Source organism: Halobellus ruber, assembly GCF_014212355.1.
In the GTDB taxonomy this organism is placed as follows: domain Archaea; phylum Halobacteriota; class Halobacteria; order Halobacteriales; family Haloferacaceae; genus Haloquadratum; species Haloquadratum rubrum.
The window spans coordinates 103,360-124,155 of record NZ_JACKXD010000001.1 but is presented as its reverse complement, the minus strand read 5'-3'; the positions used below and the strand labels follow the sequence as shown (position 1 = coordinate 124,155).

19 protein-coding genes and 1 tRNA gene are annotated in these 20,796 nt (G+C 67.4%); 8 read left to right on the top strand and 12 right to left on the bottom strand.

Features of this window, described 5'->3' with window-relative positions; all coding sequences use genetic code 11:
• Genes H5V44_RS00620 through H5V44_RS00605 form a run of 4 tightly spaced genes read right to left on the bottom strand, consistent with a single transcriptional unit; the run spans nt 1 to nt 2,868 of the window.
• Nucleotides 1–255, bottom strand: coding sequence for a 50S ribosomal protein L23 (locus H5V44_RS00620; RefSeq protein WP_185191206.1), 255 nt, complete (start codon nt 253–255; stop codon nt 1–3).
• Nucleotides 252–998 (bottom strand): 50S ribosomal protein L4, encoded by a 747-nt coding sequence (gene rpl4p / locus H5V44_RS00615; protein WP_185191205.1) that lies wholly within the window; start codon nt 996–998, stop codon nt 252–254. Before rpl4p ends, H5V44_RS00620 begins: the two co-directional genes overlap by 4 nt.
• Before the next feature lie 3 nt (nt 999–1,001).
• The gene (locus tag H5V44_RS00610; RefSeq protein ID WP_185191204.1) at nt 1,002–2,018 is read right to left on the bottom strand and encodes a 50S ribosomal protein L3; all 1,017 of its coding nucleotides are present in this window, start codon (nt 2,016–2,018) and stop codon (nt 1,002–1,004) included.
• A gap of 4 nt (nt 2,019–2,022) precedes the next feature.
• Complete coding sequence (locus tag H5V44_RS00605; protein WP_185191203.1) at nt 2,023–2,868, bottom strand: putative RNA uridine N3 methyltransferase; 846 nt, start codon at nt 2,866–2,868, stop codon at nt 2,023–2,025.
• A 217-nt stretch (nt 2,869–3,085) separates the two neighbouring features.
• Here H5V44_RS00605 and H5V44_RS00600 point away from each other — a divergent pair.
• Nucleotides 3,086–3,156: transfer RNA gene (locus H5V44_RS00600), tRNA-Gly, on the top strand.
• Between the two features lie 387 nt (nt 3,157–3,543).
• Here H5V44_RS00600 and H5V44_RS00595 read toward each other — a convergent pair.
• Complete coding sequence (locus tag H5V44_RS00595) at nt 3,544–4,845, bottom strand: aryl-sulfate sulfotransferase (RefSeq protein ID WP_185191202.1); 1,302 nt, start codon at nt 4,843–4,845, stop codon at nt 3,544–3,546.
• Nucleotides 4,846–4,968: 123 nt separating this feature from the next.
• Between H5V44_RS00595 and H5V44_RS00590 the strand changes: the two genes are divergently transcribed.
• Nucleotides 4,969–5,397 (top strand): universal stress protein, encoded by a 429-nt coding sequence (locus tag H5V44_RS00590; RefSeq protein WP_185191201.1) that lies wholly within the window; start codon nt 4,969–4,971, stop codon nt 5,395–5,397.
• An 8-nt stretch (nt 5,398–5,405) separates the two neighbouring features.
• Here the strand turns inward: H5V44_RS00590 and H5V44_RS00585 are convergent, their stop codons facing one another.
• On the bottom strand, nt 5,406–6,398 hold the full coding sequence (locus tag H5V44_RS00585) for a hypothetical protein (protein ID WP_185191200.1): 993 nt from the start codon (nt 6,396–6,398) through the stop codon (nt 5,406–5,408).
• A gap of 254 nt (nt 6,399–6,652) precedes the next feature.
• Between H5V44_RS00585 and fdhF the strand changes: the two genes are divergently transcribed.
• Complete coding sequence (gene fdhF / locus H5V44_RS00580; RefSeq protein WP_185191199.1) at nt 6,653–8,692, top strand: formate dehydrogenase subunit alpha; 2,040 nt, start codon at nt 6,653–6,655, stop codon at nt 8,690–8,692.
• 18 nt (nt 8,693–8,710) lie between these two features.
• Here fdhF and H5V44_RS00575 read toward each other — a convergent pair whose 3' ends face one another.
• Nucleotides 8,711–9,403 (bottom strand): helix-turn-helix domain-containing protein, encoded by a 693-nt coding sequence (locus tag H5V44_RS00575; RefSeq protein ID WP_185191198.1) that lies wholly within the window; start codon nt 9,401–9,403, stop codon nt 8,711–8,713.
• A 126-nt stretch (nt 9,404–9,529) separates the two neighbouring features.
• On the opposite strand from H5V44_RS00575, the gene H5V44_RS00570 reads away from it, so the two are divergent.
• Nucleotides 9,530–9,841 carry an MTH1187 family thiamine-binding protein gene (locus H5V44_RS00570; protein ID WP_185191197.1) on the top strand — a complete coding sequence of 104 codons (312 nt, stop codon included), beginning with the start codon at nt 9,530–9,532 and terminating at the stop codon, nt 9,839–9,841.
• Between the two features lie 24 nt (nt 9,842–9,865).
• Here H5V44_RS00570 and H5V44_RS00565 read toward each other — a convergent pair whose 3' ends face one another.
• On the bottom strand, nt 9,866–13,468 hold the full coding sequence (locus H5V44_RS00565) for a DUF7827 domain-containing protein (protein ID WP_185191196.1): 3,603 nt from the start codon (nt 13,466–13,468) through the stop codon (nt 9,866–9,868).
• Between the two features lie 380 nt (nt 13,469–13,848).
• On the opposite strand from H5V44_RS00565, the gene H5V44_RS00560 reads away from it, so the two are divergent.
• Both H5V44_RS00560 and H5V44_RS00555 read left to right on the top strand, forming a co-directional pair.
• Entirely contained in the window at nt 13,849–14,274 is a 426-nt protein-coding gene (locus H5V44_RS00560; RefSeq protein ID WP_185191195.1) for a type IV pilin, read from the top strand.
• A gap of 4 nt (nt 14,275–14,278) precedes the next feature.
• The gene (locus H5V44_RS00555; RefSeq protein ID WP_185191194.1) at nt 14,279–14,707 is read left to right on the top strand and encodes a type IV pilin; all 429 of its coding nucleotides are present in this window, start codon (nt 14,279–14,281) and stop codon (nt 14,705–14,707) included.
• A gap of 223 nt (nt 14,708–14,930) precedes the next feature.
• Here the strand turns inward: H5V44_RS00555 and H5V44_RS17200 are convergent, their stop codons facing one another.
• From H5V44_RS17200 to H5V44_RS00540, 3 genes are read right to left on the bottom strand one after another with little or no spacing between them, the layout of a single operon-like run.
• Entirely contained in the window at nt 14,931–15,824 is an 894-nt protein-coding gene (locus H5V44_RS17200; RefSeq protein WP_221625513.1) for a hypothetical protein, read from the bottom strand.
• On the bottom strand, nt 15,821–16,063 hold the full coding sequence (locus H5V44_RS00545) for a hypothetical protein (protein WP_185191193.1): 243 nt from the start codon (nt 16,061–16,063) through the stop codon (nt 15,821–15,823). Before H5V44_RS00545 ends, H5V44_RS17200 begins: the two co-directional genes overlap by 4 nt.
• A gap of 42 nt (nt 16,064–16,105) precedes the next feature.
• Nucleotides 16,106–16,294 carry a hypothetical protein gene (locus H5V44_RS00540; RefSeq protein ID WP_185191192.1) on the bottom strand — a complete coding sequence of 63 codons (189 nt, stop codon included), beginning with the start codon at nt 16,292–16,294 and terminating at the stop codon, nt 16,106–16,108.
• A gap of 96 nt (nt 16,295–16,390) precedes the next feature.
• On the opposite strand from H5V44_RS00540, the gene H5V44_RS00535 reads away from it, so the two are divergent.
• Nucleotides 16,391–17,176: a competence/damage-inducible protein A gene (locus H5V44_RS00535; RefSeq protein ID WP_185191191.1), complete on the top strand. Its 786-nt coding sequence runs from the start codon at nt 16,391–16,393 to the stop codon at nt 17,174–17,176.
• An 8-nt stretch (nt 17,177–17,184) separates the two neighbouring features.
• Here H5V44_RS00535 and H5V44_RS00530 read toward each other — a convergent pair whose 3' ends face one another.
• Complete coding sequence (locus H5V44_RS00530) at nt 17,185–18,360, bottom strand: CBS domain-containing protein (RefSeq protein ID WP_185191190.1); 1,176 nt, start codon at nt 18,358–18,360, stop codon at nt 17,185–17,187.
• Between the two features lie 352 nt (nt 18,361–18,712).
• Here H5V44_RS00530 and H5V44_RS00525 point away from each other — a divergent pair, with 352 nt between their 5' ends.
• Entirely contained in the window at nt 18,713–20,770 is a 2,058-nt protein-coding gene (locus H5V44_RS00525; RefSeq protein WP_185191189.1) for a DEAD/DEAH box helicase, read from the top strand.
• Nucleotides 20,771–20,796 lie beyond the last annotated feature (26 nt).

The following is a 20,796-nucleotide window of genomic DNA, read 5'->3' as shown; positions in this document are numbered from 1 at the left end:
TTAGAACACCCCGATCCGCGAGGCGACTTCCTGTGCGTCGTCGTCGTCGCCGAGTCGGACGGTCGCCTTCTTCTTGCCCTGCGGTGTCACCTGCGTGTTGACGCTCACGACCGACACCTCGTAACGCGACTCGACTTCCTCGACCACGTCGTTCTTCGTGGCGTCGATGTCGACGATGAACTGGAGCTTGTTGTCGAAGTCCATCTCGTCCATCGCCTTCTCGGTCACGAGGGGATGTTCGATGATCGTGCTCATCGGTCCGCCACCTCCTCGATCGCGCTTTCGGTGTACAGCGCGAGCCGGCCGGCGTGCGTGCCGGGCGCGAGATCCTCCGCGCTCACGTTGTCGGCGGTGACCACGTCCGCGCCGGCGAGGTTCCGCGCCGCCTTCGAGGGCTCCTCCGAGGTCACAAAGAGGATCGACTTCGGCCGGGTGTACTTCCGGCCACGCGTCTTGCCGCGGCCCGCCTTCACCTTCTTGTTCCCGTCGGACCGCTCGATGTCGGCGTGGACGCCGAGGGATTCGAGCAGGTCGACGACCTCGCGGGTCTTCACCAGCTCCTCGAAGTCGTCGGAGACGACCACGGGGAGTTCGACATCGTCATCGAACTCGTGGCCGCGGTCGGCGACGCGCTCCGCGTCGGCCGTGGCGGCCAGCGCCGATCGGACGGCGAGTTTCCGCTCCTTGTCGTTGATGTCTTTGCCCTGGTCCTTCTCGGCCTTCGGCGGGTGTGCCTTCCGGCCGGAGACAGCCTGGGGGACGCGCCGAGCCTGCCCGTTCTCGCGGGGGACGTGCGCCATCCCGCGGCCGCTGCCGAACGACTCCGCGGGGGTTCGCAACCCCGCGTAGGGGTCGGCACCGTACGCCTGTTTTCGGTTGGCCTGCGCGGCGACCACGGCGCGCTCGATGAGGTCCGGACGGTAGGCGGTCTCGAAGACCTCGGGGAGGTCGAGCGTGCCGGCGTCGTCGCCGTTCAGGTCGCGAATTGTTGCTTGCATAGTTTAACCCTGGTTCGATTCGGTCGACACGTAGCGTACCTCGGGATCGAGGCGCGGCTGGTCGCTCGGCCGGACGGCGGGCCGGAACCGCAGCAAGCGCTTGTCGGGGCCCGGGAGCGAGCCCTTGATCAGCGCGTACGGTCCGTCGACCTCGCCGTAGCCGACGAAGCCGCCGTCGACTGTCGGTTCGCTCCCCGAGCCGATCGCGAGGAGGCGCTTGTTCAGTTCGGTCCGCTGGTGGTAGCCCGTCTGCCCCTGCTGGGGGACGGTCGAGCGCACGCGGGAGGGGTTCCACGGACCGAGGTTGCCGATCCGGCGCCGCCATCCCTGGCGGGCGTGTTTGCCCTTCCGCTTCTGGACGCCCCACCGCTTGACGGGGCCCTGGGTTCCCTTCCCCTTGGTGACGCCGGCGACGTCGAGATACTCGCCGGAACGGAAGACGTCCGAGAGCTCGTGGTCGCCGCCGTCGCCGACGAGATCGAGCGCGAAGTCGACGCGCTCCTCAAGGGAGCCGCCGCCGACCCGGGTCTCCATCACGTCGGGGTCCTTCTTGGGGACGTTCCGCATCTCGGCGGGAACGGTGTGGGTGATGAGGCGGACATCGTCGACGTCGCCGGCCTCGACGGCCGAGCGGAGGTCCTCTGCGTCCGACTCGAAGGTGTCCTCGTTGGGGAGATCGAGCACGCGATCGAGCGACTCGGCGAACTCCCCGGTCCACACTTCGGTCAGTGGCTTTGCACCGTACGGCGTGTCCTCGTAGGCTCGAAGGGCGACGGCGCGCATCGGCGGCGTCTCCACGACGGTCACCGGCACGGCCTCCTCCATCCCTTCGCGGGGGGAGTTGGCCTGGTCGTTGACCATCATCACCTGGGTCATTCCGGCCTTGTAGCCGGCGAACCCCTGGATGGCCGGGGCCCCGTCGTCGTCGGGCCACGACCGGATACGCGGGACCTCGCTGGCCGCGCGCTTCCGCGGGCTGAAGCCCATCGAACCTTTTCGTGGTCTGCTTGGTTGTGGCATATGATCACTCCGTGAGTGTCAGGGCAGCAAGCGTGGCGAACACCGCTTCCTCGGTGCGTACCGTCTCGCTTCCCTGCCGCGGAATCGTATTCAGCCAGAGGTCGAACCCCGGATCGGCTCCGGGTTCGACCGCCCCCTCGGCGACGGCGTCGGTGCCGACGCCGAGGATGGCCGGAAGCCCGCGGCCGGGCGACCCGAACGCGACTGTCGCGCCCGCCCGGTCGACCCGGGCGGCGAGCTCGGGCAGCCGCGTGGTGGTCAGCGCCTCGCCGTGGCGGGACGTGGCGATCCCGATCCCGGCGTCGGCGCGGCCGAGCGCTTCCTCGAGGTCCATACGGGACACGTCGAAGCCCGGAGGGGGCCGATCGACGATCCGCGCACGGACCGGTTCTCGCGAAGAGATCCTGATGGCGACGCGTTCGCCCTCCGCGACCTCCATCGACGGAGGCGCGCGGAGGGTGAGTGGGTGTTGCAGTTCGCAATTGACCCGGACGCGGCCGTCAGGTCCGACCTCGGTCACGATTCCCTGTGTTAACGACCCCGAACCGTTCGATTCGGAGCCGGTCGTAGACGGGACGCGGAGGGGTGGTAGGACGCCGACGTACTCGAGTTCGTCGCGTCGCCCCCAGACCTCCTTTCGGAGCCCCGGCGGCGTGGCGGCGTATCGCAGCACCGTTTCGACGAACTCGCCCCCCCAGCGCCGCTCGCCTTCCCGGTCGGGGAAGACGGCGAGCCGATCCGCCCGGAACACCGCCGCCGCGCGGGCGACGTACCCGAGTTTGCGAGTTGCCTCGCGTTTGTCCTCGGCTTCCCGGACGAGGGAGGACGGCACGAGTACGGTCAGCGTCATACCGGTCCCTTCAGCGTCACGTCTAGACTGTACAACGGATACCGCAGGGGAACCTAAAAGAGTAGCGAAAGCTGGCGCCGACTGTGAGGCCGTCACACGCCGGGTTGTGGCGGTTTCGCGGTCCGGAGTCGTGCGGATCGTCCCCACGCCGTCCCCCGACGCGTCCACGGTCCGCAAGCCTTATTTATGAATCCCGACTTCTCACGAGTGCACACTCGCGCTGGTAGTGTAGTGGTATCACGTGACCTTGCCATGGTCACAACCCGGGTTCAAATCCCGGCCAGCGCAGTTCTGTCGACGCCGACCGGCGAGCGGAGCGAGCCGCGTCGCGAGACGAAATCGCTCCAGGTATTTGAACCCTGCCGGGCGTGCACAGCGACCGTCGGGAGCGAGCACGTCCGGTTCCGGTTCAACATCCCGGCCAGCGCAGTTCCCCGGACTCCATCCCGAGAGCGACCGCGTTGCGTGTCGCTCGATACGGCGAATTCGGTGTATGCGACACCCGGATTTGAACCAAGGAGCGTTGCGAGCGAAGCGAGCAGAGCGACCGTGGTTCAACATCCCGGCCAGCGCAGTTCTGTCGACGCCGACCGGCGAACAGCCACGTTCACAGTCCGGACCACCGTGTCTTGGCAGGCATCGAAGCTGAACTCACCGGTTTCGGGATGACGGGCATCACCGCTTCGTTACCGGAAGACACAGGTGATAGTCCGACCGGCGCCACTCCAGGATGGCCCAGAGGACGGTGGCGCCGAACGCGACAGCGACGGCGACGAGGCTCACGAGCGATATCGGATACCGGGCGAGGGCGAACGAGACGGCGTTGACCACCCGGTCGGGGAAATACCGTTTCGTGGCGACGAGCGGCGCTGCCTGCCCGCTGCTGCCGGACGCGGGTTCGAGCCCTGCGCTCGTCGCCGAAGGACCGCCGGTGCTCTCGGGTCCCGAGCCGAACCGCTCGGCCTCGTACGGTAGCGGCACACTCCGTCGCCAGACCACATTGCCCGCGCGGTTAACCTCGATCACCTCGTTGTCGCGGGAGTCGGTGATCAGGGTGTTGCCGTTCGGCAACCGGTCGGCGTCACGGGGCCAGTTCAGCCCGGGGTTGTACTCCCACGTCCGGGTCCAGTTCGTCCCGCGCCGCTGGAACTCCACGACGCGGTTGTGCTCGCTGTCGGCGACGAGAACCGATGGACCGCCGCGGCGCCGTGGGATGTAGTCCGGATTGTGCTGTTCGTACAGCGTCTTGTTCGCGGATTCCGGACTGTGGTCCTGCCCGAGCGTCCAGGGCTTCTCGATGCCGGTTTCGGGGTCGATGAAGATCACCTGGTCGTGGTTCCGGACGGAGACCATCAGCCGGCCGTCCGGGAGGACCTCGACATCGTTGATATGCGTCCAGTCCTGGGCGGTCCGGCCGCCGCTCGAAGCGTCGTACGCCTGGTGTGCCTGCCACTCCCAGGTGATGAGCCCGGTCGAGGTGTTCGCGATGAAGACCCGGTCGCGAGCGAGGTCCGCGACAACGATCCGTTCTGGGCCGACGTAGTCCGCGTCGTGCCACTGCTCGTCGTCGTACCGCTTCGTCGTCATACTGAACAGGACGCGGCGCTCGCCGGTGCTGAGGTTGTAGCGCACGACCCGGTTCTCGATACACTCCGTCGGAAATCCACACCTGCGGGCCGGTCGGTAGTTCGCCGCGGTGTAGAGCACGGTCCGGTCGCCAGCTTCGGGAAGCCGGTCGGCGTCGAAGTACGTGTCTTCGTGGGTTAACTGGGCGATCACGTCGCCACCCTCCGCGAGGAAGAAGAGCCCCTCGGACTGGGAGCTAACCATCGTGACCCCGTCGAGCGAGCGGCGCTGGATCGTCTCGCTCTCCGCGGAGGGGACCGGATCCGATAGCACCATCGCGTCCACGCCGACAGCGACACCCGAGAGTACGACGACGGCTGCGAACAGGAGCCGGACGGCTCGTGTGGTCACTGTACCGCAGGTACGTACCCGTCGCCGTTTACCGGTTTTGGATCGCCGGTGTTCGGTCTCGCAACGACGAATTGGAGGCAGAACATCCCGTACGGTTTTGTGCCTCGTGGCCGGAGAGGGGGTATGCCGTACGATCGCATCCTCGCGCCGACCGACGGCAGCGACCCGTCGAACCGGGGTGTCGACCGCGCGATCGAACTCGGAGACCGGTTCGGCGCGACCGTCCACGCGCTGTACGTGGTCGACCAGGCGAACCGGGCCGGCGACTGGGACATCGTCGTCGAACGACAGGAGACGGAGGGCGAAGCCGCCTTGGACGCCGCCGCCGAGCGGGCGGAGGCGGCCGGGGTCAACCTCGAAAAGCACCTCCGTCGGGGCTCTCCCGCCGAGGAGATCCTCGGGTTCGCCACGGCGGCCGACGTCGACCTGATCGTGATGGGGACCCACGGCCGGAGCGGGATCGATCGGATCCGACACGCCGGCAGCACGACCGAGCGGGTGATCCGCGGCGCGTCGATCCCGGTGTTCGCGGTGCCGCCGGAAGAGGGCTGAGCGGCCGGTCAGGAGCCGAGGCTGTCGGCCGGGGACGGGAGGGCGATCGGCGCGGCGTCAGCGGCGACGGCGAGCAGGCCGCGGACGACCAGGCAGGCAACGAACGCGATCGTCCCGAGCTTCCCCCCGAACCCGACGAAGGCCGACCCGGCGGCCGCGACGAGCAGCCCGCAGAGCGCCCCGGCGAGCGCCATCGTCCCCTCGCTGGGGATCCGCTCGGGGCGCGCCATCCCCGCGAACGACGCACAGAACACGACCGCGGCGATGCCCTCCCCGGCGGGAAGCGCCGGGCAGATGAGCCCGCCGACGAGGCCGACCAGCGCCGACGCCTGCACCGGGCCGTGGTCCAGCCGGACGGAACTGACGTAGGTGATCCCGGCGGCGGCCGCGCCGGCGAACACGTACCCGAGGACGGTCGGCCCCGTGACGACGCTGCCGGACCCGCCGTCCGCGCCGAGCGCCAGCGCGGCCACCAGGCAGCCGACGAACGCCGTGGTGCCGAGTTTGCCGCCGAACCCGTCGAACACCGGGTCGGCCGCGACGAACACGACCCCGGCGACGAGCCCCGCAGCCGTCACGGCGAGCAGGTCCGAAAACAGGGCTGGCGAGGCCATCCCGACGAACGCCCCGCAGTAGACGGCCGCGCCGTACGACGGAACCAGGCGGTCGGCGAGGAGCCCGACCAGGGCGGCCGCGACGACCACGCCCAACCCGAGATCGACGGCCAGAAGCCGGGTGAGCGGCGCGCCGGCAGCCACCGCGAGGACTGTGGCCGCGTCCGTCGCGTCCGGCGCTACCGACTCGGCGGTCCGGAGGGCGGTGTCGGCCTCCAACCCCGCGACGTAGGCGACGCCGGCGACGGCCGGCGACGCGACGAGCCAGACCACGGGGGTCGGGACGGACCCGACGACCCGGGCGGGCCCGAGCGCGGCCGCGACGAGCAGGACGATCGGTGCGACGGTCAACGAGAGGTGGCTGAGTCCCCGAACGGCGGGTGGCATACGTATTCGAGTACCCCCGGCCGTCGGGTGTGTCCTCGCCGTAATGTTGCGCCGTTTTATATACCGGTGGGGGTACGACCCGCCGACGACGGCGGCGGCTGACCCCCGTCGCGAGGGGAAAGACGGCGGCGCTCGCGGGGGGATCGATCGGGGGACGACCGCGTCCGCGGTAGTGCCGGAACATAAAGGACCGCAAAGTTCGGGGTAACGCTCGGGCCGGCAGCACCCCTAAGACCACGCGATGGTGGGAACTGATGACCGAGGCTGACCGTAGCGTCGAGGCGCGCGACAGCATCTGTCCGTTCTGTGGCGTCGGCTGTAGCCTCTCGTACGCGGAGCGGACCGGCGGGTCGACCGGCACGCCGGGGCCAGTCAACGCCGACGGCGAGATCTGCCCGAAGGGCGCCGCGGCGTTCGACGTGGTCACGCACGAGGACCGGCTGACTCGGCCGTTGCTCCGGAGTGACGACGGCTTCGTCGAGGCGTCCTGGACGGCGGCACTCGACCGGATCGAGACGCGCATCGGGGAGATCGTCGCCGAGCACGGCCCCGACGCGGTCGGATTTTTCGCCTCCTCGAACTGTACGAACGAGGAGAACTACGCGCTCCAGAAGCTGGCGCGGATCCTCGGGACCAACAACGTCGACAACTGTGCACGGCTGTGTCACGCCTCGACCGTCGCGGCGATGCAGGAGCGGTTCGGGGCGGGCGCGATGACGAACACCCTCGAAGACCTCGGCGAGGCGGACGCGTTCCTCGTGACGGGCGCGAACCCGGCCGAGCAGCACCCGGTGGCCTTCCGGTCGTATCTGCTGCCCGCAATCCAGGACGGCACCACCTTGATCCACGTCGATCCGCGGGCGAACGACACCACGGAGGCGGCCGACGTTCACCTGCCGGTCCGCCCCGGCCACGACATCCCGCTGCTGAACGCGATGGCCGCGGTACTCCTTGAGGAGGGACTGGTCGACGAGGCGTTCCTCGAGCGCCGGACCGAGGGGTTCGACGAGTTCCGCGCGTGGCTCGCGGACGTCGACGTCGCCGAGTGTGCGGAACTCGCGGGCGTCGACGAGGACGACCTCCGCGCGGCGGCCGTGGCGTACGGCGAGGCCGACCGCGCCGCCGCGTTCACCGGGATGGGGATGAGCCAGCACCGGTGTGGGACCGACAACGTCCACGCCCTGCTCAACCTCGCGCTGCTGACGGGGAACGTCGGCCGCCGCGGCACGGGCGTCAACCCCCTCCGGGGGCAGAACAACGTCCAGGGCGCCAGCGACGTCGGTGCGCTCCCGGGCGTCCTCCCCGGCTACCGCGACGTGACCGATCCGGAAGCGCGCGCCGCGGTCGCCGAGGAATGGGGGATCGAACCGCCGGCGACCCCCGGACGCACCGAGGTCGAGATGACACACGCCTTCGGCGACGGGGTCCGTGCGGCGGTCGTCCTGGGTGAGAACCCGGCGGCCACCGAACCCGACGGCAACAGCATCGCGACACACTTCGAGGACCTGGAGTTTCTCGTCGCCGTCGACCTGTTCGAGACCGAGACCACCCAGTACGCCGACGTGATCCTCCCCGGGAGCGCGTGGGCCGAGAAGGGCGGCACCGTCACCAACACCGACCGGCAGGTGTTGCGGATGCGACCGATGACCGACCCGCCCGGCGGGGCACGCCGCGACCTCGACGTCGTTGCGAGCCTCGGCGAACGGCTGACCGGCCACGACTTCGCGTCGGAGCCGGCGGCCGTCTTCGCGGAACTGACGCGGGTCTCGCCCATCTACGCCGGAATGTCCTACGAGGGGATCGGCGACGGCGGCCAGCGGTGGCCCTACCCCGCCGGCGCCGACTCCGGGACCGAGGTCCTCCACCGGGACCGGTTCGCGAACGGCGACCGGACGGCCCCGCTGGTCCCGGTCGACCACGTCCCGCCGGCCGACGACCCCGCAGACGACGAACTGGTGCTCACGACCGGCCGCATCCTCACCCACTTCAACAGCGGCGCGCTCACCCGCCGCTCGGCGACGCTCACGCGGATGGCGAGCGAGGACGCCCTCCGGATCCATCCGGACGACGCCGCCGCCAGAGGAGTCGCAGACGGTGACGCGGTCCGGGTGGCGAGCGATCAGGGAACCGTGACCGTCCCGGCCGAGGTGACCCCCTCGATCCGGCGCGGGACGGTCTTTCTGACCTTCCACTTCGCGGACTCGCCGGTCAACCGGGTCACGTCGGACGCGCTCGACCCGACGGCGAAGATCCCCGAGTACAAACACACCCCGGTCACCGTCGACCCGGCGTAGACGCACCCCGTCGGCGCCTCACTCGGCTCCGGCCGCTTCGTTGCCGCCCCTGAAGACCTCCGTCAGGAGCCGCGATTGGGCCTTCGAGAGGTGTTCCGCGAAGGTCGAGTCGGTGATGTCGAGCGCGTCGGCGACCTCGCTGGCGTTGGCACCGCCGCGGTACTCGAAGTAGCCGAGCCGGTAGGCGGTCCGGAGCACCTCCGATTGCCGCTCGGTCAGCGCGCCGCGGTCGACCACTACCGTGTCCCGCGGGTCGCCGTCGGCGTCCGACCGGACGAGATACTGAACCGACACCCGGTTTGCGGCCTCGTCGAGCGCCGCGACGACGTCCCGGAGCCGGTCGATGTCGGGCAGGTACAGCGTGAAAAGCAGCGAGCCGTCGGACGCGTGGACGTCCGCGATCGGGCAGTCCAGCCGCTCGATGACGTCGCACGCACAGGGAGCGTCAGCGTCGCGCTCGAACTGGTAGACGCGGTCGTTGCCCACCTCCATCACCGGGTCGGCGCCCGGCACCGCATCGGGGTTGTCGGCGGCGACCGAGGCGTCGACGCGGAACTCCTCGGTGACCCTGCCGTCGGTCGCCTGCGCCCAGGTCACGTCACGGACCACGGGCGACTCCCGGTCCCCGCCGCCCTCAGCGGCCGAGAGCTCCGCCACCGGACAGGCGGTCGCCACGTCCACAGCCAGCTTCACGCAGATGCCGTCGGCCATCGTGTCCACGTGCGGACCGGAGTCGAAAGTGTATAACGGCCGTTCCGGGGTGAAATCGGGCGTCGTACGCCGCGATCGAACCCCCTTCGAGAAAGCGTTTTTGCGGCTCCGCGGCCGAAGACAGGTATGACAGTCGTCGCATTACTCAGCGTCGCACCCGTAATCGAAGGGAGTATGTCCGGGGAGGTCGCCAAGGCCGTCGACGCCCTGGAGGCGTTCGACGTGCGGTACGAGACGAATCCGATGGGGACCGTGATCGAAGCCGACGACGTCGGAACGCTGTTTACGGCCGCACAAGCCGCCCACGAGGCAGTCGACGCCGATCGGGTGAGCACGGTGTTGAAGATCGACGACAAACGCGCCGAGGCGGGTCGCGCACACGAGAAGGTTGACGCCGTCGAGGAGCATCTCGGCCGGCCCGCCCGCGGCGGGGAGTGAGGGAGTCCGGACGCCGGCGTGCGGTCAGTCCCGGCGCACCGCCAGCAGCGCGGCCGCCGCGAGCGCCACTACGGCGGCCACGACCCCGAAGCCGGGCGTGGTGGCCGGCGTCTGGACCGTCGGCACCTCGGTCGTCGTGGTCGGCGGCGACGTCGTCGTGGTTGTCGTCGTGGTCGTCGTCGTCGTGGTCGTCGTGGTCGTCGTGATCACCGTCGTTTCGGCCGGCGTGTCGGTCGTCGGCGTCCGGATCACCGGCTGGACCGTCCCCTCGACGGTCAGCTGCGATGCGGGGCCGATATCGTCGACCTCGATCTCGTAGCTGTCGCCGGGGCTGGTGTCGTTGAACGACAGCGTGACCAGGAACTGCCCGTCCTCGTCGACTGTCGTTTCGGCGGTCTTCAGGAAGGCCGGCCGGACGCCGTCGGCGCTCCGAACCCGGATGCTGACCTCGGTGCCGGGGGCGACTGTCGCCTCGCCGAAGATCTCCTGACCGCTCGTCTCGGTCACGTTGAACGGTTCGGACATCGACAGTTCCGCGGCGGTCAGCGAGTGGGTGGTTTCGACCACCTCGTCCTCGCCGTCGGTGGTCAGATCGAGGTCGTTCTCGTCGTCGCCGAAGACGGTGAACGTCGCCCGGAGGTCGTCGTCGCTGCTGATCTCCCCGTAGTCGGTCTCACTGGGGTCGATCGCGCCGTCGTCGTCCTCGTCCTCGACGGCACTCGGACCCTCGTCGCCCGTCTGCGTGATCACGTAGTAGCTGTCGTTCGCCGAGTCGGCCACGACGCGGCTGTTGGAGTCGTTGAGCTGCAGGAGCAGCGGCTGCTGGTTCGGCCCGGGGTCCTGCTGGGCCACGGCGAACTGGGCTGCGGGGTTGCTCCCGGAGCCGTTCGCGAAGTCGTAGAACTCGGAGGTGACGGTCTCCTCGTTGCGGGCGTCGAGGGCCCCTTCGAGCCCGGAGGCCCGGATCTCGTAGACGACCGTGTCGCCGACCGCGACCTCGTCGGTCCGGGTCAGCCACTCGCCGCTACCCTCGCGGACGTCCTCGGGAGCGTCGAGGTCGCCGTAGCGGTTCCGCGGCGCCGTCCAGGTTCGGATCGCGGTCGTCTCGCGCGGGCCGAGGGTGAGCAGCTGGATGTCGGTCTCGCGGCCCTCGGTTTCGAGCGACATATCGTACGACTCCGCATCGAGGAGGTTCGAGACGCCGATGCTGAGGTCGCTGCTGACGAGTTGGTCGTCGTCGCCGACGCTGAACACGTCGTTACTACTTCCGAGGTCGCCCTCGCTCGCCGTTGAGGCCGCGTAGGTGTTGAAGTAGATCGTCACCCGGCCGTCGTTGTTATCGTCACGAACGGTCGCGTTCGCCCGGAATCCGAGGTTCTCGCTGCCGATGGTCAGCGTCGCCTCCCGGGTGTTGTCCAGTTCGATCGGGATCGCCGCCACGTCGCCCCGGGATTCGGAGAGGCCGCTCGTGGGGAACGTCGCCTCGGTGTCGCCAGCCTCGCGGACGACGACGGTGTCGGACTCGACGGTGACGCCGGAGGTGGTGTCGGTCGCGCGGATGATGTACTCGCCGGTCTCGACGTTCAGCGACTCGAGGTCGTAGCTGAACTCGTAGTTGCCCTGCCCGGAGAGATCAACGATCCGGTCGTCGACCTCGTCGACCGCCTCGCCATCCTCATCGAGGAACGCGAGTCGGATGGGGCGACCACCGGCGCGGGCCTCGACGGTGCCTTCGAGGTTCTGGAGGTTCGTGACGTTCCGGTCGTCGATACTGACGTCGAGGCCGAGGCTCCGGACCGTGATGTCGGCGACCCCCTCGCCGCTGATGTCGGCCTCGTAGTCGCCGGCGTCGCGGTCGGCGGTCGCGAACACGAAGATCCGGCTGTTGGTGCCGGTCGAGCCGTCGAAGAAGTAGTCAGTGTCGTCGTCGACGCCCTCCAGTTGGACGCCGGTGTTCGACGCCGACGCGACGATCGAGACGTTCGCGCCCTGGTATGCGTTGGTGCTGCCGCCGGCGAACACCGAAGTCGGCGCAAACCGGACGGAGGTGTTGCCGACGTCGCTGGAGACCAGGCTGTTCCCGTCGGGGTCCTGAATTCCGCTCCCCAACTGGAGCGTCATCGGCTGGCTGTAGGCCTGATCGAGTGTGATGACGGCGCGACCCTGGGCCTCGGAGGCGCTGACCTGGCCGCCGCTCAGCCGACCCTCGCCCTCGACGTAGAGGTCGTAGTTCGACGCGAAGTTCTGGACGTCCTCGGAGAAGGCGACCTCGACCGCGGGCGTGCCGTCGGACTGCTCGTACTGGATCGCGGATTCGAGTTCGGGGTCGCCCGGCTGGCCGCCCTGGAAGGAGACGGTGAGCGGGTTCGTCACGGAGTCGCTCCCACCCGCGTCGCTCGCACTCGCGGTGATGTCGTAGGTCTGCTGTTCGGTACCCTCTGGGAGTTCGGGGCTGGTCAGGTTGATCGTCCCCGCAAGGTACACCGTCGGTGCCCCGGTGTCGTCGATGATAGTCAAACTGTTGCCGCTCACGTCCGGCGTCGCGTTCAGCGTCGCGCCGGAGACGTCCTTGAGTTCGAGGTCGGTGTCAGTGATCGTCGATCCCGGCGGGCCGGACAGCTCGAACGTCGTGTCGCTGGTCGTGCTGAGGCCGGTGAAGGAGTAGTTGAACGAGTGCTGGTTCGTGGTCTGTTCGTCGGCCTGGTCGGGGTCGAACTCCGAGATGTTGGCCGCAGTGAGCGCGGTATTCTCGATTGTGAACGGTACCGTCGTTGACGCGGTATCACCGTCGTTATTTCCGCTAACCGTGATATCGCTCGTTGTATCCCCGTTGACGGGCGAGGAGGAGACCGTCACAATACCGCTGACATACACGACGTCGGTGGGGTTGTTACTGCTGACGGTAACTGTCTGGGTGGTGCCACTCGTGTCGTTGCTGTCGAGTTCGGTGCCACTGGAGTCCAATAACGATATTTCCGGATCCTTGAGACTGAGGTCGTTCTGAGCCGAAATCGAGATATCAGTCGTCCCTGTAGTGTTGACGCCGGTGAACGAGTAGTTGATACCGTACTTGGTATCGGTGTTCTCGTCGATCGTTGTCGGAGAAAACGCGGTCACATCCGACACCGAAAAGTCAGCCTGTACGGTGATCGTCTCGGTCAGCGTACCGCTCCCGTCGCTGTCGGTACCGGTGATGTCGATATTCGCGTCGGTGTTACTATCGACCGATGGCGTGGTTATGTCCACGGTACCGCTGAGGTACACGGTCGAGGTCGACGGACTGGCAGTGACTTCGATCGAGTCCCCGTTGACCGACGCCTGGGCGACCTCCGCACCCGAGGCGTTTTCCATAATTGCGTCGGTCCCTTCAACAGTGAAATCCGAGGGCGTCGAGAGCGAGAGGGTCGTGTCGCCGGAAGTATTGACGTTTGTGAACGAGTAGTTGAACGAGAACGTTACTGTGCTCTCCTCGCTGGGGTCGGTCGGACTGATCGACGACTCCGCCGACACGTCGCTGTCGGTGATCCCGGCAGTCGACCCGGAGAACGCGACGCCTCCGACGACGACCGAGAGGACGATCAGCGCTGCGAGCGATACTGCGCGAAGCCGTGACGTGGAGCGTGTCATAGTTGAGGGCGGGGGTCAGTCGAGCGGGGAGTGTGTCGGTCACGGCGTAGGGCGCCCGGAGAGGGGGCGCCCGGAAGGATGGTGGCTCGCGCCACCGGGGTGTTCGCAGCCGCGAACCGACGGTCCAGTTGCCTCACACACGACACGGGGTCATATGTTTTGTGTGATCAGTATGGATCAGTGGTAGACTACCCTCAACCCGGCCGAGCACGGACGACTCCGGGCCTATCGTTCCGACGACGATATCAGTTTTGATACTTTACGCAGTAGCTTTAATTAGTGGTAGATGGATCTTACAAGTACACATCACGCGGATGGGTGGGGAGAAGGGGCGTCCTAACGGTGGCCGCCTTCCGTTCGTCCGTGTGACACTCCCAACGATGAATATCAAACAACTGTTCACAGACGATTCGGCAGTATCGCCGGTCATCGGGGTCATCCTGATGGTCGCGATTACGGTGATCCTCGCGGCCGTCATCGGCTCGTTCGTGCTCAACCTCGGCGGGTCGCTCCAGCAGAGCGCGCCGCAGGCGAGTTTCGGCTTCGACTACACGACTACCGCTGGAGACGATTACGTCGCGGTCACTCACGAATCAGGAGACACGATCGATGCCAACCGGCTGAACGTCACGTCGTCAGTTGCACTGACAGCAGGGTCGTCGTGGTCTGGCACGGTTGGAGCGGGCGATACAGCGAATTACACGTATAGTAGCAGTGACTGGAACGGCGAGACAGTCCGTGTCGTCTGGGAGTCCGAGACCGGCGAGAACTCCGCAACGCTGAGCACTTCGACGGCACCCTCATAAGCCAATGAACCTCAAACAACTGTTCACGGACGATTCGGCAGTATCGCCGGTCATCGGGGTCATCCTGATGGTCGCGATTACGGTGATCCTAGCGGCCGTTATCGGCTCGTTCGTGCTCAACCTCGGCGGGTCGCTCCAGCAGAACGCACCGCAGGCTAGCTTCGGGTTTGATTACAATACGTCCTCGAACAATACGACGATCACTCACCAAACGGGAGACTCAATTGAACCCGAACGGCTCACCACGACGGGGCTCAACAGCGGGTCGACTAATTGGACTGATGTGGGCGTAAGTAGTACTGTTTCGGCAGGAACAAGCGCTGAATTCAGTAATGGGGCGAACTGGAGCGGCGAGACCGTCCGCGTCGTTTGGGAATCCGAGACCGGTCAAGAGTCCGCGACGTTGAGTTCGTCGACGGCACCCACGGAGTAGTACTCCGCTGGGTCGGGGTCGACCGACGTTCGGTTCGCGCTATTTTTGAAACCAACGTAACAATAGTGTGAACGAGACGCAATAAGAGCTGATCGACGGCACACGCGACATCCGCCCGATCGTATCCGTCCGCCGGACCGCCTTACGTCCCGACGAGCCACGTGCCGACCGTCAACAGGACCGTTGCGCGAACGATCGGCGCCGGTTCGGTGTCCCGACCGCCTCAGGCGGGTCGGGCGTCGGTTCGCATCCCGGTGGCCGACTCCGGGACGTAGATGTTGGTCGAGATGGTCCCGGTCGCCCCCGGGCTCACGGATTTCAGCGACCCGGTCCAGGTCGATAGCGACTCCTCGCCGTCGTAGAACTCGACGATCACCTCGACGTCGGTCGCCTCACCCTCGTTGTGCACCGAGAGGTCGAAGACCGCGACGTCCCCGGCCAGGGCGTCGATCTCCCGTGGCTCGCCGGCCGCGTCGCGGCTGGTGACCTCCGTGACGGAGAGGTGGTCGGCGCTGTCCCCGATGTACCGGAACAGTCCGTCGCTGATCCGCTGGTAGGGTTCGTATTCGGGTTCGTCCTCGTCGAGGATCACGCTGATGGGGTTCAGGTCCGCCCGCAGGTCGCTCGCGATCGACATCCGGTTTTTGGGGTTCGTCTTCAGCCGCCGGTAGTCCTCGAGGAACGGCGTAAACTGGTCGGGAAGCTCCCCGTCGAAGTGCGCTTGGAGTTCCCCGAGTTCCTCGTCGAAGTTGATCATCGGCGGCAACGGCGCCGAAACCCGCGTTTCGGGAACCCAGGGCTTGCTCTTCCGGTCGGGGCCCGGAGCCGCCTGGGACGTCGAGTCGCTCGACTGGTCGAAGTAGTCCAGCGAGTCGAGCAGCGCAGCGAACCCGGCACTGACGACCGTGATAACGATCACGCCGGCGGTGAGCAGGTGCGACACCGGAGACGGCATCGTGAACTGGAACAGCGCGATGAACACGCACGTCACGCTCCCGATCGTGAGCAGGAACGACCCGAGGTTGGGATCCGGCCCGGTGATGAACTCGATCCCCTTGAGGAACGTCGGTCCGTCGGACGATCCGTCCGACTGCGACTGTGATTCGGGTTGCGTCACTGTGTCTCGGCGGCGGTCTGGATGTCCGACTGCTGTGCATCGATCGCCCGCCTGAGCACCTGTATCAGGTGCGAAACCCACAGCCCCGCGGTGAAGCCGAACAGGGTTCCGACAGTCGTGATCCGTATCAGGTCCGGAAACGGCGCGAACGCCGCGAGGATACAGAGCCCTCCGAAGATCACCATCATCACGTACTGGACCCGCGTGCCCCTGTTTGCGCGGCGTAGTTCATCAAGCATATACCGAACGGAGGTGTCCGCAAGTAATAAACCTGAATATACTCAGACCGGCGACGACTCGCCGGAGGTTCCAACCAGCCACGTCCCGGCAGTGAGAAGCAGCGCCGCCAAGACGAGCGCGTAGGTCGAAAACGTCGGGGCGTTCGGCAGCATAGCCGGCACCAGAAGCACCGTCCCAACGAGGATGAGTGCGAGGCCGGCGAGCACGCGGGTGTCGTCGAGTAAGCTCATATCTCCGGATTCACGCCGACGATTATGGACTTTCCGCTTCCAGTCGCATACGCCGCCGGGGACGGGGCTTAAACCGTCGCCGGCCGAGGAACGGATATGAACGCCGCCATCGTCACCGTCGGCAACGAGCTACTCGCGGGCGACATCGAGAACACGAACGCGACGTGGCTGGCCGAAGCGCTGACCGACCGCGGCGTCGACGTCGCGCGGATCGTCGTCGTCCCGGACGACGAGCAGGTGGTCGCGGCGCGGGTCGGCGCGTGGGCAGGGGAGTTCGACGCCGTCCTCGTGACGGGCGGACTCGGCGGGACCCCCGACGACGTGACGATGCCGGCCGTGGCCGCGGGAGTGGACCGGGAACTGGTGGTCAACCCCATCGCGGAACGCGACGTCCAGGAGAAGATCGACCGGATCTACGCGGAAAACCCCGACCTCGACTTCGAACTCCGCGCGGAGTGGTACGCGTCGATGCCCGCGGACGCGACGCCGATCCCCAACCCCGAGGGGCTCGCCCCGGGATGTGTGGCCGGGAACGTGTACGTCCTGCCGGGCATCCCCGAGGAGATGAAGGCCGTCTTCGACAACGTCGCCGCCGACTTCGGGGGTAGCGTGGTCACCCGGACGCTGTACTCGCCGGAGCCCGAGGGGGCCCTGGCGTCGCCGCTGGGGGAACTCACAGACCGGTACGCGGTCCGCGTCGGCAGCTACCCGAACCGCAGCGCCGACCGGACGCGGATCACGGTCACCGGCGACAGCGACGCCGTCGTCTCGGAGGCGGTGAGGTGGCTCCGGGAGCGGACGGACGTGGGGCTCGAGTCCGCGCCGGGGTCCGGACGACCAGACGGTGAGGGGACGGTCGGCGAGTCGGCCGAGTCCGGCTGAGGGGTGCCCTACCTGGGGTTCGGCAGGTCCGAGGAGTCGCCGAGCGACAGCGACGGGAGCGTACCCCGGGACTGGATGATGTTGAACGCCGTCACGAGGTCCGACCGGGAGATCAGCCCGACGATCTCGCCGCCGTCGTCGACGACCGGGAGCCGGCCGACCTTCTCCTCCTGCATCTGCTGGAGCGCAGTCATCGCGTCGGCGTCGGGCGAGATCGTCGAAAGCTCCGCGGACATCACGTCCTCGACGCGGTAGGCGTCGCGTTCGACCTCCTTGACCGATCGGGCGTCGTCGAGCGTCACCAGCCCGACCAGCCGGCCGTTCTGCATCACCGGGTAGCCGGTGTGGCGGTCGACGAACATCCGGTCCAGCAGTTCCGCGACGCTGGTGTCGGTGCGGACGGTGTCGAGCTTTTCCCGGGGAGTCATCACGTCGCGGACAGTCACGCCCTCGAAGGCCGCTTTCATCACCGTCTGCTGAGCCTCCGAGGACGCCCCGATGTAGATGAAAAAGGCCAGCGCGATGAGAAAGAGGTTGGTGAACAGCCCGAAGATCCCGAGCAGGAACGCGAATACCTTCCCGACCTCCGCGGCGATCTGCGTCGCCTGGGCGTGTGGGCGGGTGCGGGCCAGGAGCGCGCGGAGGACCCGCCCGCCGTCCATCGGGAACCCCGGCAGCATATTGAACGCCGCGAGCACGACGTTCGTCAACGCGAGGTAGCCAACGACGAACTTGACTGGATCGAGCGCCGTCGGAAGAACGAGAAAGCCGAGGTACGCGAGCGCCCCCAAAGCGAGGCTGACGATCGGCCCCGCGATCGCGATGGCGAGCTCCTGTTTCCAGTCTTCGGGCATCTCGGTGAACCGCGCCACGCCGCCGAACAGCCACAGCGTGATCGACTCGATCTCGTAGCCGTACCGCATCGCCACCAGCGAGTGGCCGAACTCGTGGAGCAGCACGCAGAAGAAGAGGCCGATGGCCGCGGCGGATCCCAGCACCCACTGCATCGATCCGCCCGTCAGCGGCCCCACGTCGATCGCGGAACCGAACAGGTCGTTGACGACCCCGGTCAACGACGCGACGTCGTTGCCGATGAGCCACGCGAAGAGGGGCAAAACGAGGAGAAAGGTGAGATCGAGCCTGATCGGGATCCCGAACGCGCTGCCGATGCGGATGCCACGCATACCGAGAGGTAGTCGACGGCGGGACTTAACTCCAATCACGCCCGACAGCGTCCGGATCTCCCGGCGTCGCCCACGACGGGTCGCGACGGGGTCCTCCGTTCCCGTACCCTTATATTGGATGCCGGGGCCACGCTCTCCGTGACGTGACAGTCACCCCGCGTCGGGCAGCGGTCGCTCGGCACGTCGGCGCGGGGGACGACGGCGTGCCGACTGTTCGCTATCGTGGCCCTGATACTGACTACGCTCGTCTCCGTCCGCCGAGCCCCGTCGATGGGGGGCGCTCGGCGGTGAAACGTGAGAGAACTCAGTATGAGACGAACGGCTGAAATACCTCCTCGACGTACTCGGAGTCGTGTCCAAACAGGTCGGCCGCGTCGACACGCTCTTTCTCCACGAGGCCGGCGACGACTTCCTCGTGGTCGTCCGCCGGGACGGCGAGCGCGTCCTCCGCGGGCGGCTGGAGCTGAAGGAGACCGGCGCCGGGCCACGCCCCGGGAAGTTCCGGATCACCCGCGGCTCGACCGAGGATCCCCGCGATCCGGACCAGTTCGTCGAGATCGCCCGGCGGGCCGCCCGCATTCGGATCTCAGAGCAGACCTCCAAGCGGCGGCGCGAGGAGCTACGCGAGATGCTCGACGGCTACCAGCTTGAGGCGCTCGTGGTCCGGACCTGCCGGTACTGCGCCGCCGACGGGCGGTACTCCCCGATCACCGAGGAGACAGCGATCGCGACCGACCGCGAGCACATCTGCCCCGACTGCGCGAAGCGGGAGTTAGAGCGGGAACTCGACCTCTCGGCGTCGGGGCGGCTGACCGGCGCGGCCCAGGACCGCCTGGAGGAACTCCTCCTCGAAACGCAGGACCTCGACCGCGTGACGAACCTGCTGGCCGGCGGGCTCGACCCCGAACTCACCAGGTTCGACACCGTCAGCGCCACCACCGACGAGGTCGACCCCGTTGAGACGTCGACGCTGGATCTCCATCCGGAGCTCCAGCGCCGGACCGAGGGGCGCTTCGAGACGCTGCTGCCGGTTCAGTCGCTCGCAGTCGACAACGGGCTGTTCGAGGAGCGCGACCAGCTCGTCGTGAGCGCGACCGCGACCGGCAAGACCCTCGTGGGTGAACTCGCCGGGGTCGACCGGGCGCTGAACGGCGACGGGAAGCTGCTGTTCCTGGTGCCCCTTGTCGCGCTCGCCAACCAGAAACACGAGGACTTCGAGGACCGCTACGGCGACGTGCTCGACGTGACCATCCGGGTCGGCGCCTCCCGCATCAACGACGACGGCAACCGGTTCGATCCCGGCGCCGACGTGGTGGTCGGGACCTACGAGGGGATCGATCACGCACTCCGGACCGGGAAGGAACTCGGCGACGTCGGGACGGTGGTCATCGACGAGATCCACACCCTGAAGGAGGAAGAGCGCGGCCACCGGCTCGACGGGCTCATCAGCCGGCTGAAGTACTACTGCGAGCAGCGGGCGGAGAGTCGGAGCAGCTACGACGGCGCACAGTACGTCTACCTCTCCGCGACCGTCGGCAACCCGGAGTCGCTGGCCGAGCGGCTTCGCGCGACGCTGATCGAGTTCGAGGAGCGGCCGGTCCCGATCGAGCGCCACGTCACCTTCGCCGACGGCCGGGAGAAGCCCGACATCATCAACAAGCTAGTCAGACGCGAGTTCGATTCCGAATCGTCGAAGGGGTACCGCGGCCAGACGATCGTCTTCACCAACTCCCGGCGGCGGTGCCACCAGATCGCCCGGAAGTTGGAGTACGACGCCGCCCCGTACCACGCCGGCCTCGATTACGGTCAGCGGAAGCGCGTCGAGCGTCAGTTCGGCGACCAGGACCTCGCGGCGGTCGTGACCACCGCCGCGCTTGCGGCCGGCGTCGACTTCCCCGCCTCGCAGGTGATCTTCGACTCGCTGGCGATGGGCATCGAGTGGCTGTCGGTCCAGGAGTTCGAGCAGATGCTCGGGCGGGCGGGCCGGCCGGACTACCACGACAAAGGGACCGTCTACCTGCTCGTCGAACCCGACTGCAGCTACCACAACTCGATGGAGATGACCGAAGACGAGGTGGCGTTCAAGCTCCTGAAAGGCGAGATGGAGGACGTGGTGACCCGGTACGACGAGACCGCCGCCGCCGAGGAGACGCTCGCGAACGTCGTCGTCGCCGGCAAGCGCGCAAAGCGGTTGAACGACCGGATGGTGGGTGAGGTACCGACGAAACACGCGATCGGGAAGCTGCTCCAGTGGGAGTTCATCGACGGCTTCGAACCCACGCCGCTGGGGGGCGCGGTCTGTCGGCACTTCCTCTCGCCGAGCGACGCGTTCCGGATCCTCGACTGCATCCGCTCGGGGACCGAGCCGTACGACCTGGTCGCCGAGATGGAACTGCAGGACGCCTTCTGAGGGCGCATCGATACGAGCGAAGCCCG

Bases quoted from the DNA above. Each gene is read 5' to 3' on its own strand.
- H5V44_RS00560 (WP_185191195.1), top strand. From the start codon at position 13,849: ATGAATATCAAACAACTGTTCACAGACGATTCGGCAGTATCGCCGGTC.
- H5V44_RS00570 (WP_185191197.1), top strand. From the start codon at position 9,530: ATGACAGTCGTCGCATTACTCAGCGTCGCACCCGTAATCGAAGGGAGT.
- H5V44_RS00530 (WP_185191190.1), bottom strand. From the start codon at position 18,360: ATGCGTGGCATCCGCATCGGCAGCGCGTTCGGGATCCCGATCAGGCTC.
- rpl4p (WP_185191205.1), bottom strand. From the start codon at position 998: ATGCAAGCAACAATTCGCGACCTGAACGGCGACGACGCCGGCACGCTC.
- H5V44_RS00620 (WP_185191206.1), bottom strand. From the start codon at position 255: ATGAGCACGATCATCGAACATCCCCTCGTGACCGAGAAGGCGATGGAC.
- H5V44_RS00555 (WP_185191194.1), top strand. From the start codon at position 14,279: ATGAACCTCAAACAACTGTTCACGGACGATTCGGCAGTATCGCCGGTC.
- H5V44_RS00585 (WP_185191200.1), bottom strand. From the start codon at position 6,398: ATGCCACCCGCCGTTCGGGGACTCAGCCACCTCTCGTTGACCGTCGCA.
- H5V44_RS00540 (WP_185191192.1), bottom strand. From the start codon at position 16,294: ATGAGCTTACTCGACGACACCCGCGTGCTCGCCGGCCTCGCACTCATC.
- H5V44_RS00545 (WP_185191193.1), bottom strand. From the start codon at position 16,063: ATGCTTGATGAACTACGCCGCGCAAACAGGGGCACGCGGGTCCAGTAC.
- H5V44_RS00575 (WP_185191198.1), bottom strand. From the start codon at position 9,403: ATGGCCGACGGCATCTGCGTGAAGCTGGCTGTGGACGTGGCGACCGCC.
- H5V44_RS00565 (WP_185191196.1), bottom strand. From the start codon at position 13,468: ATGACACGCTCCACGTCACGGCTTCGCGCAGTATCGCTCGCAGCGCTG.
- H5V44_RS00605 (WP_185191203.1), bottom strand. From the start codon at position 2,868: ATGACGCTGACCGTACTCGTGCCGTCCTCCCTCGTCCGGGAAGCCGAG.
- H5V44_RS00610 (WP_185191204.1), bottom strand. From the start codon at position 2,018: ATGCCACAACCAAGCAGACCACGAAAAGGTTCGATGGGCTTCAGCCCG.
- H5V44_RS00535 (WP_185191191.1), top strand. From the start codon at position 16,391: ATGAACGCCGCCATCGTCACCGTCGGCAACGAGCTACTCGCGGGCGAC.
- H5V44_RS00590 (WP_185191201.1), top strand. From the start codon at position 4,969: ATGCCGTACGATCGCATCCTCGCGCCGACCGACGGCAGCGACCCGTCG.
- fdhF (WP_185191199.1), top strand. From the start codon at position 6,653: ATGACCGAGGCTGACCGTAGCGTCGAGGCGCGCGACAGCATCTGTCCG.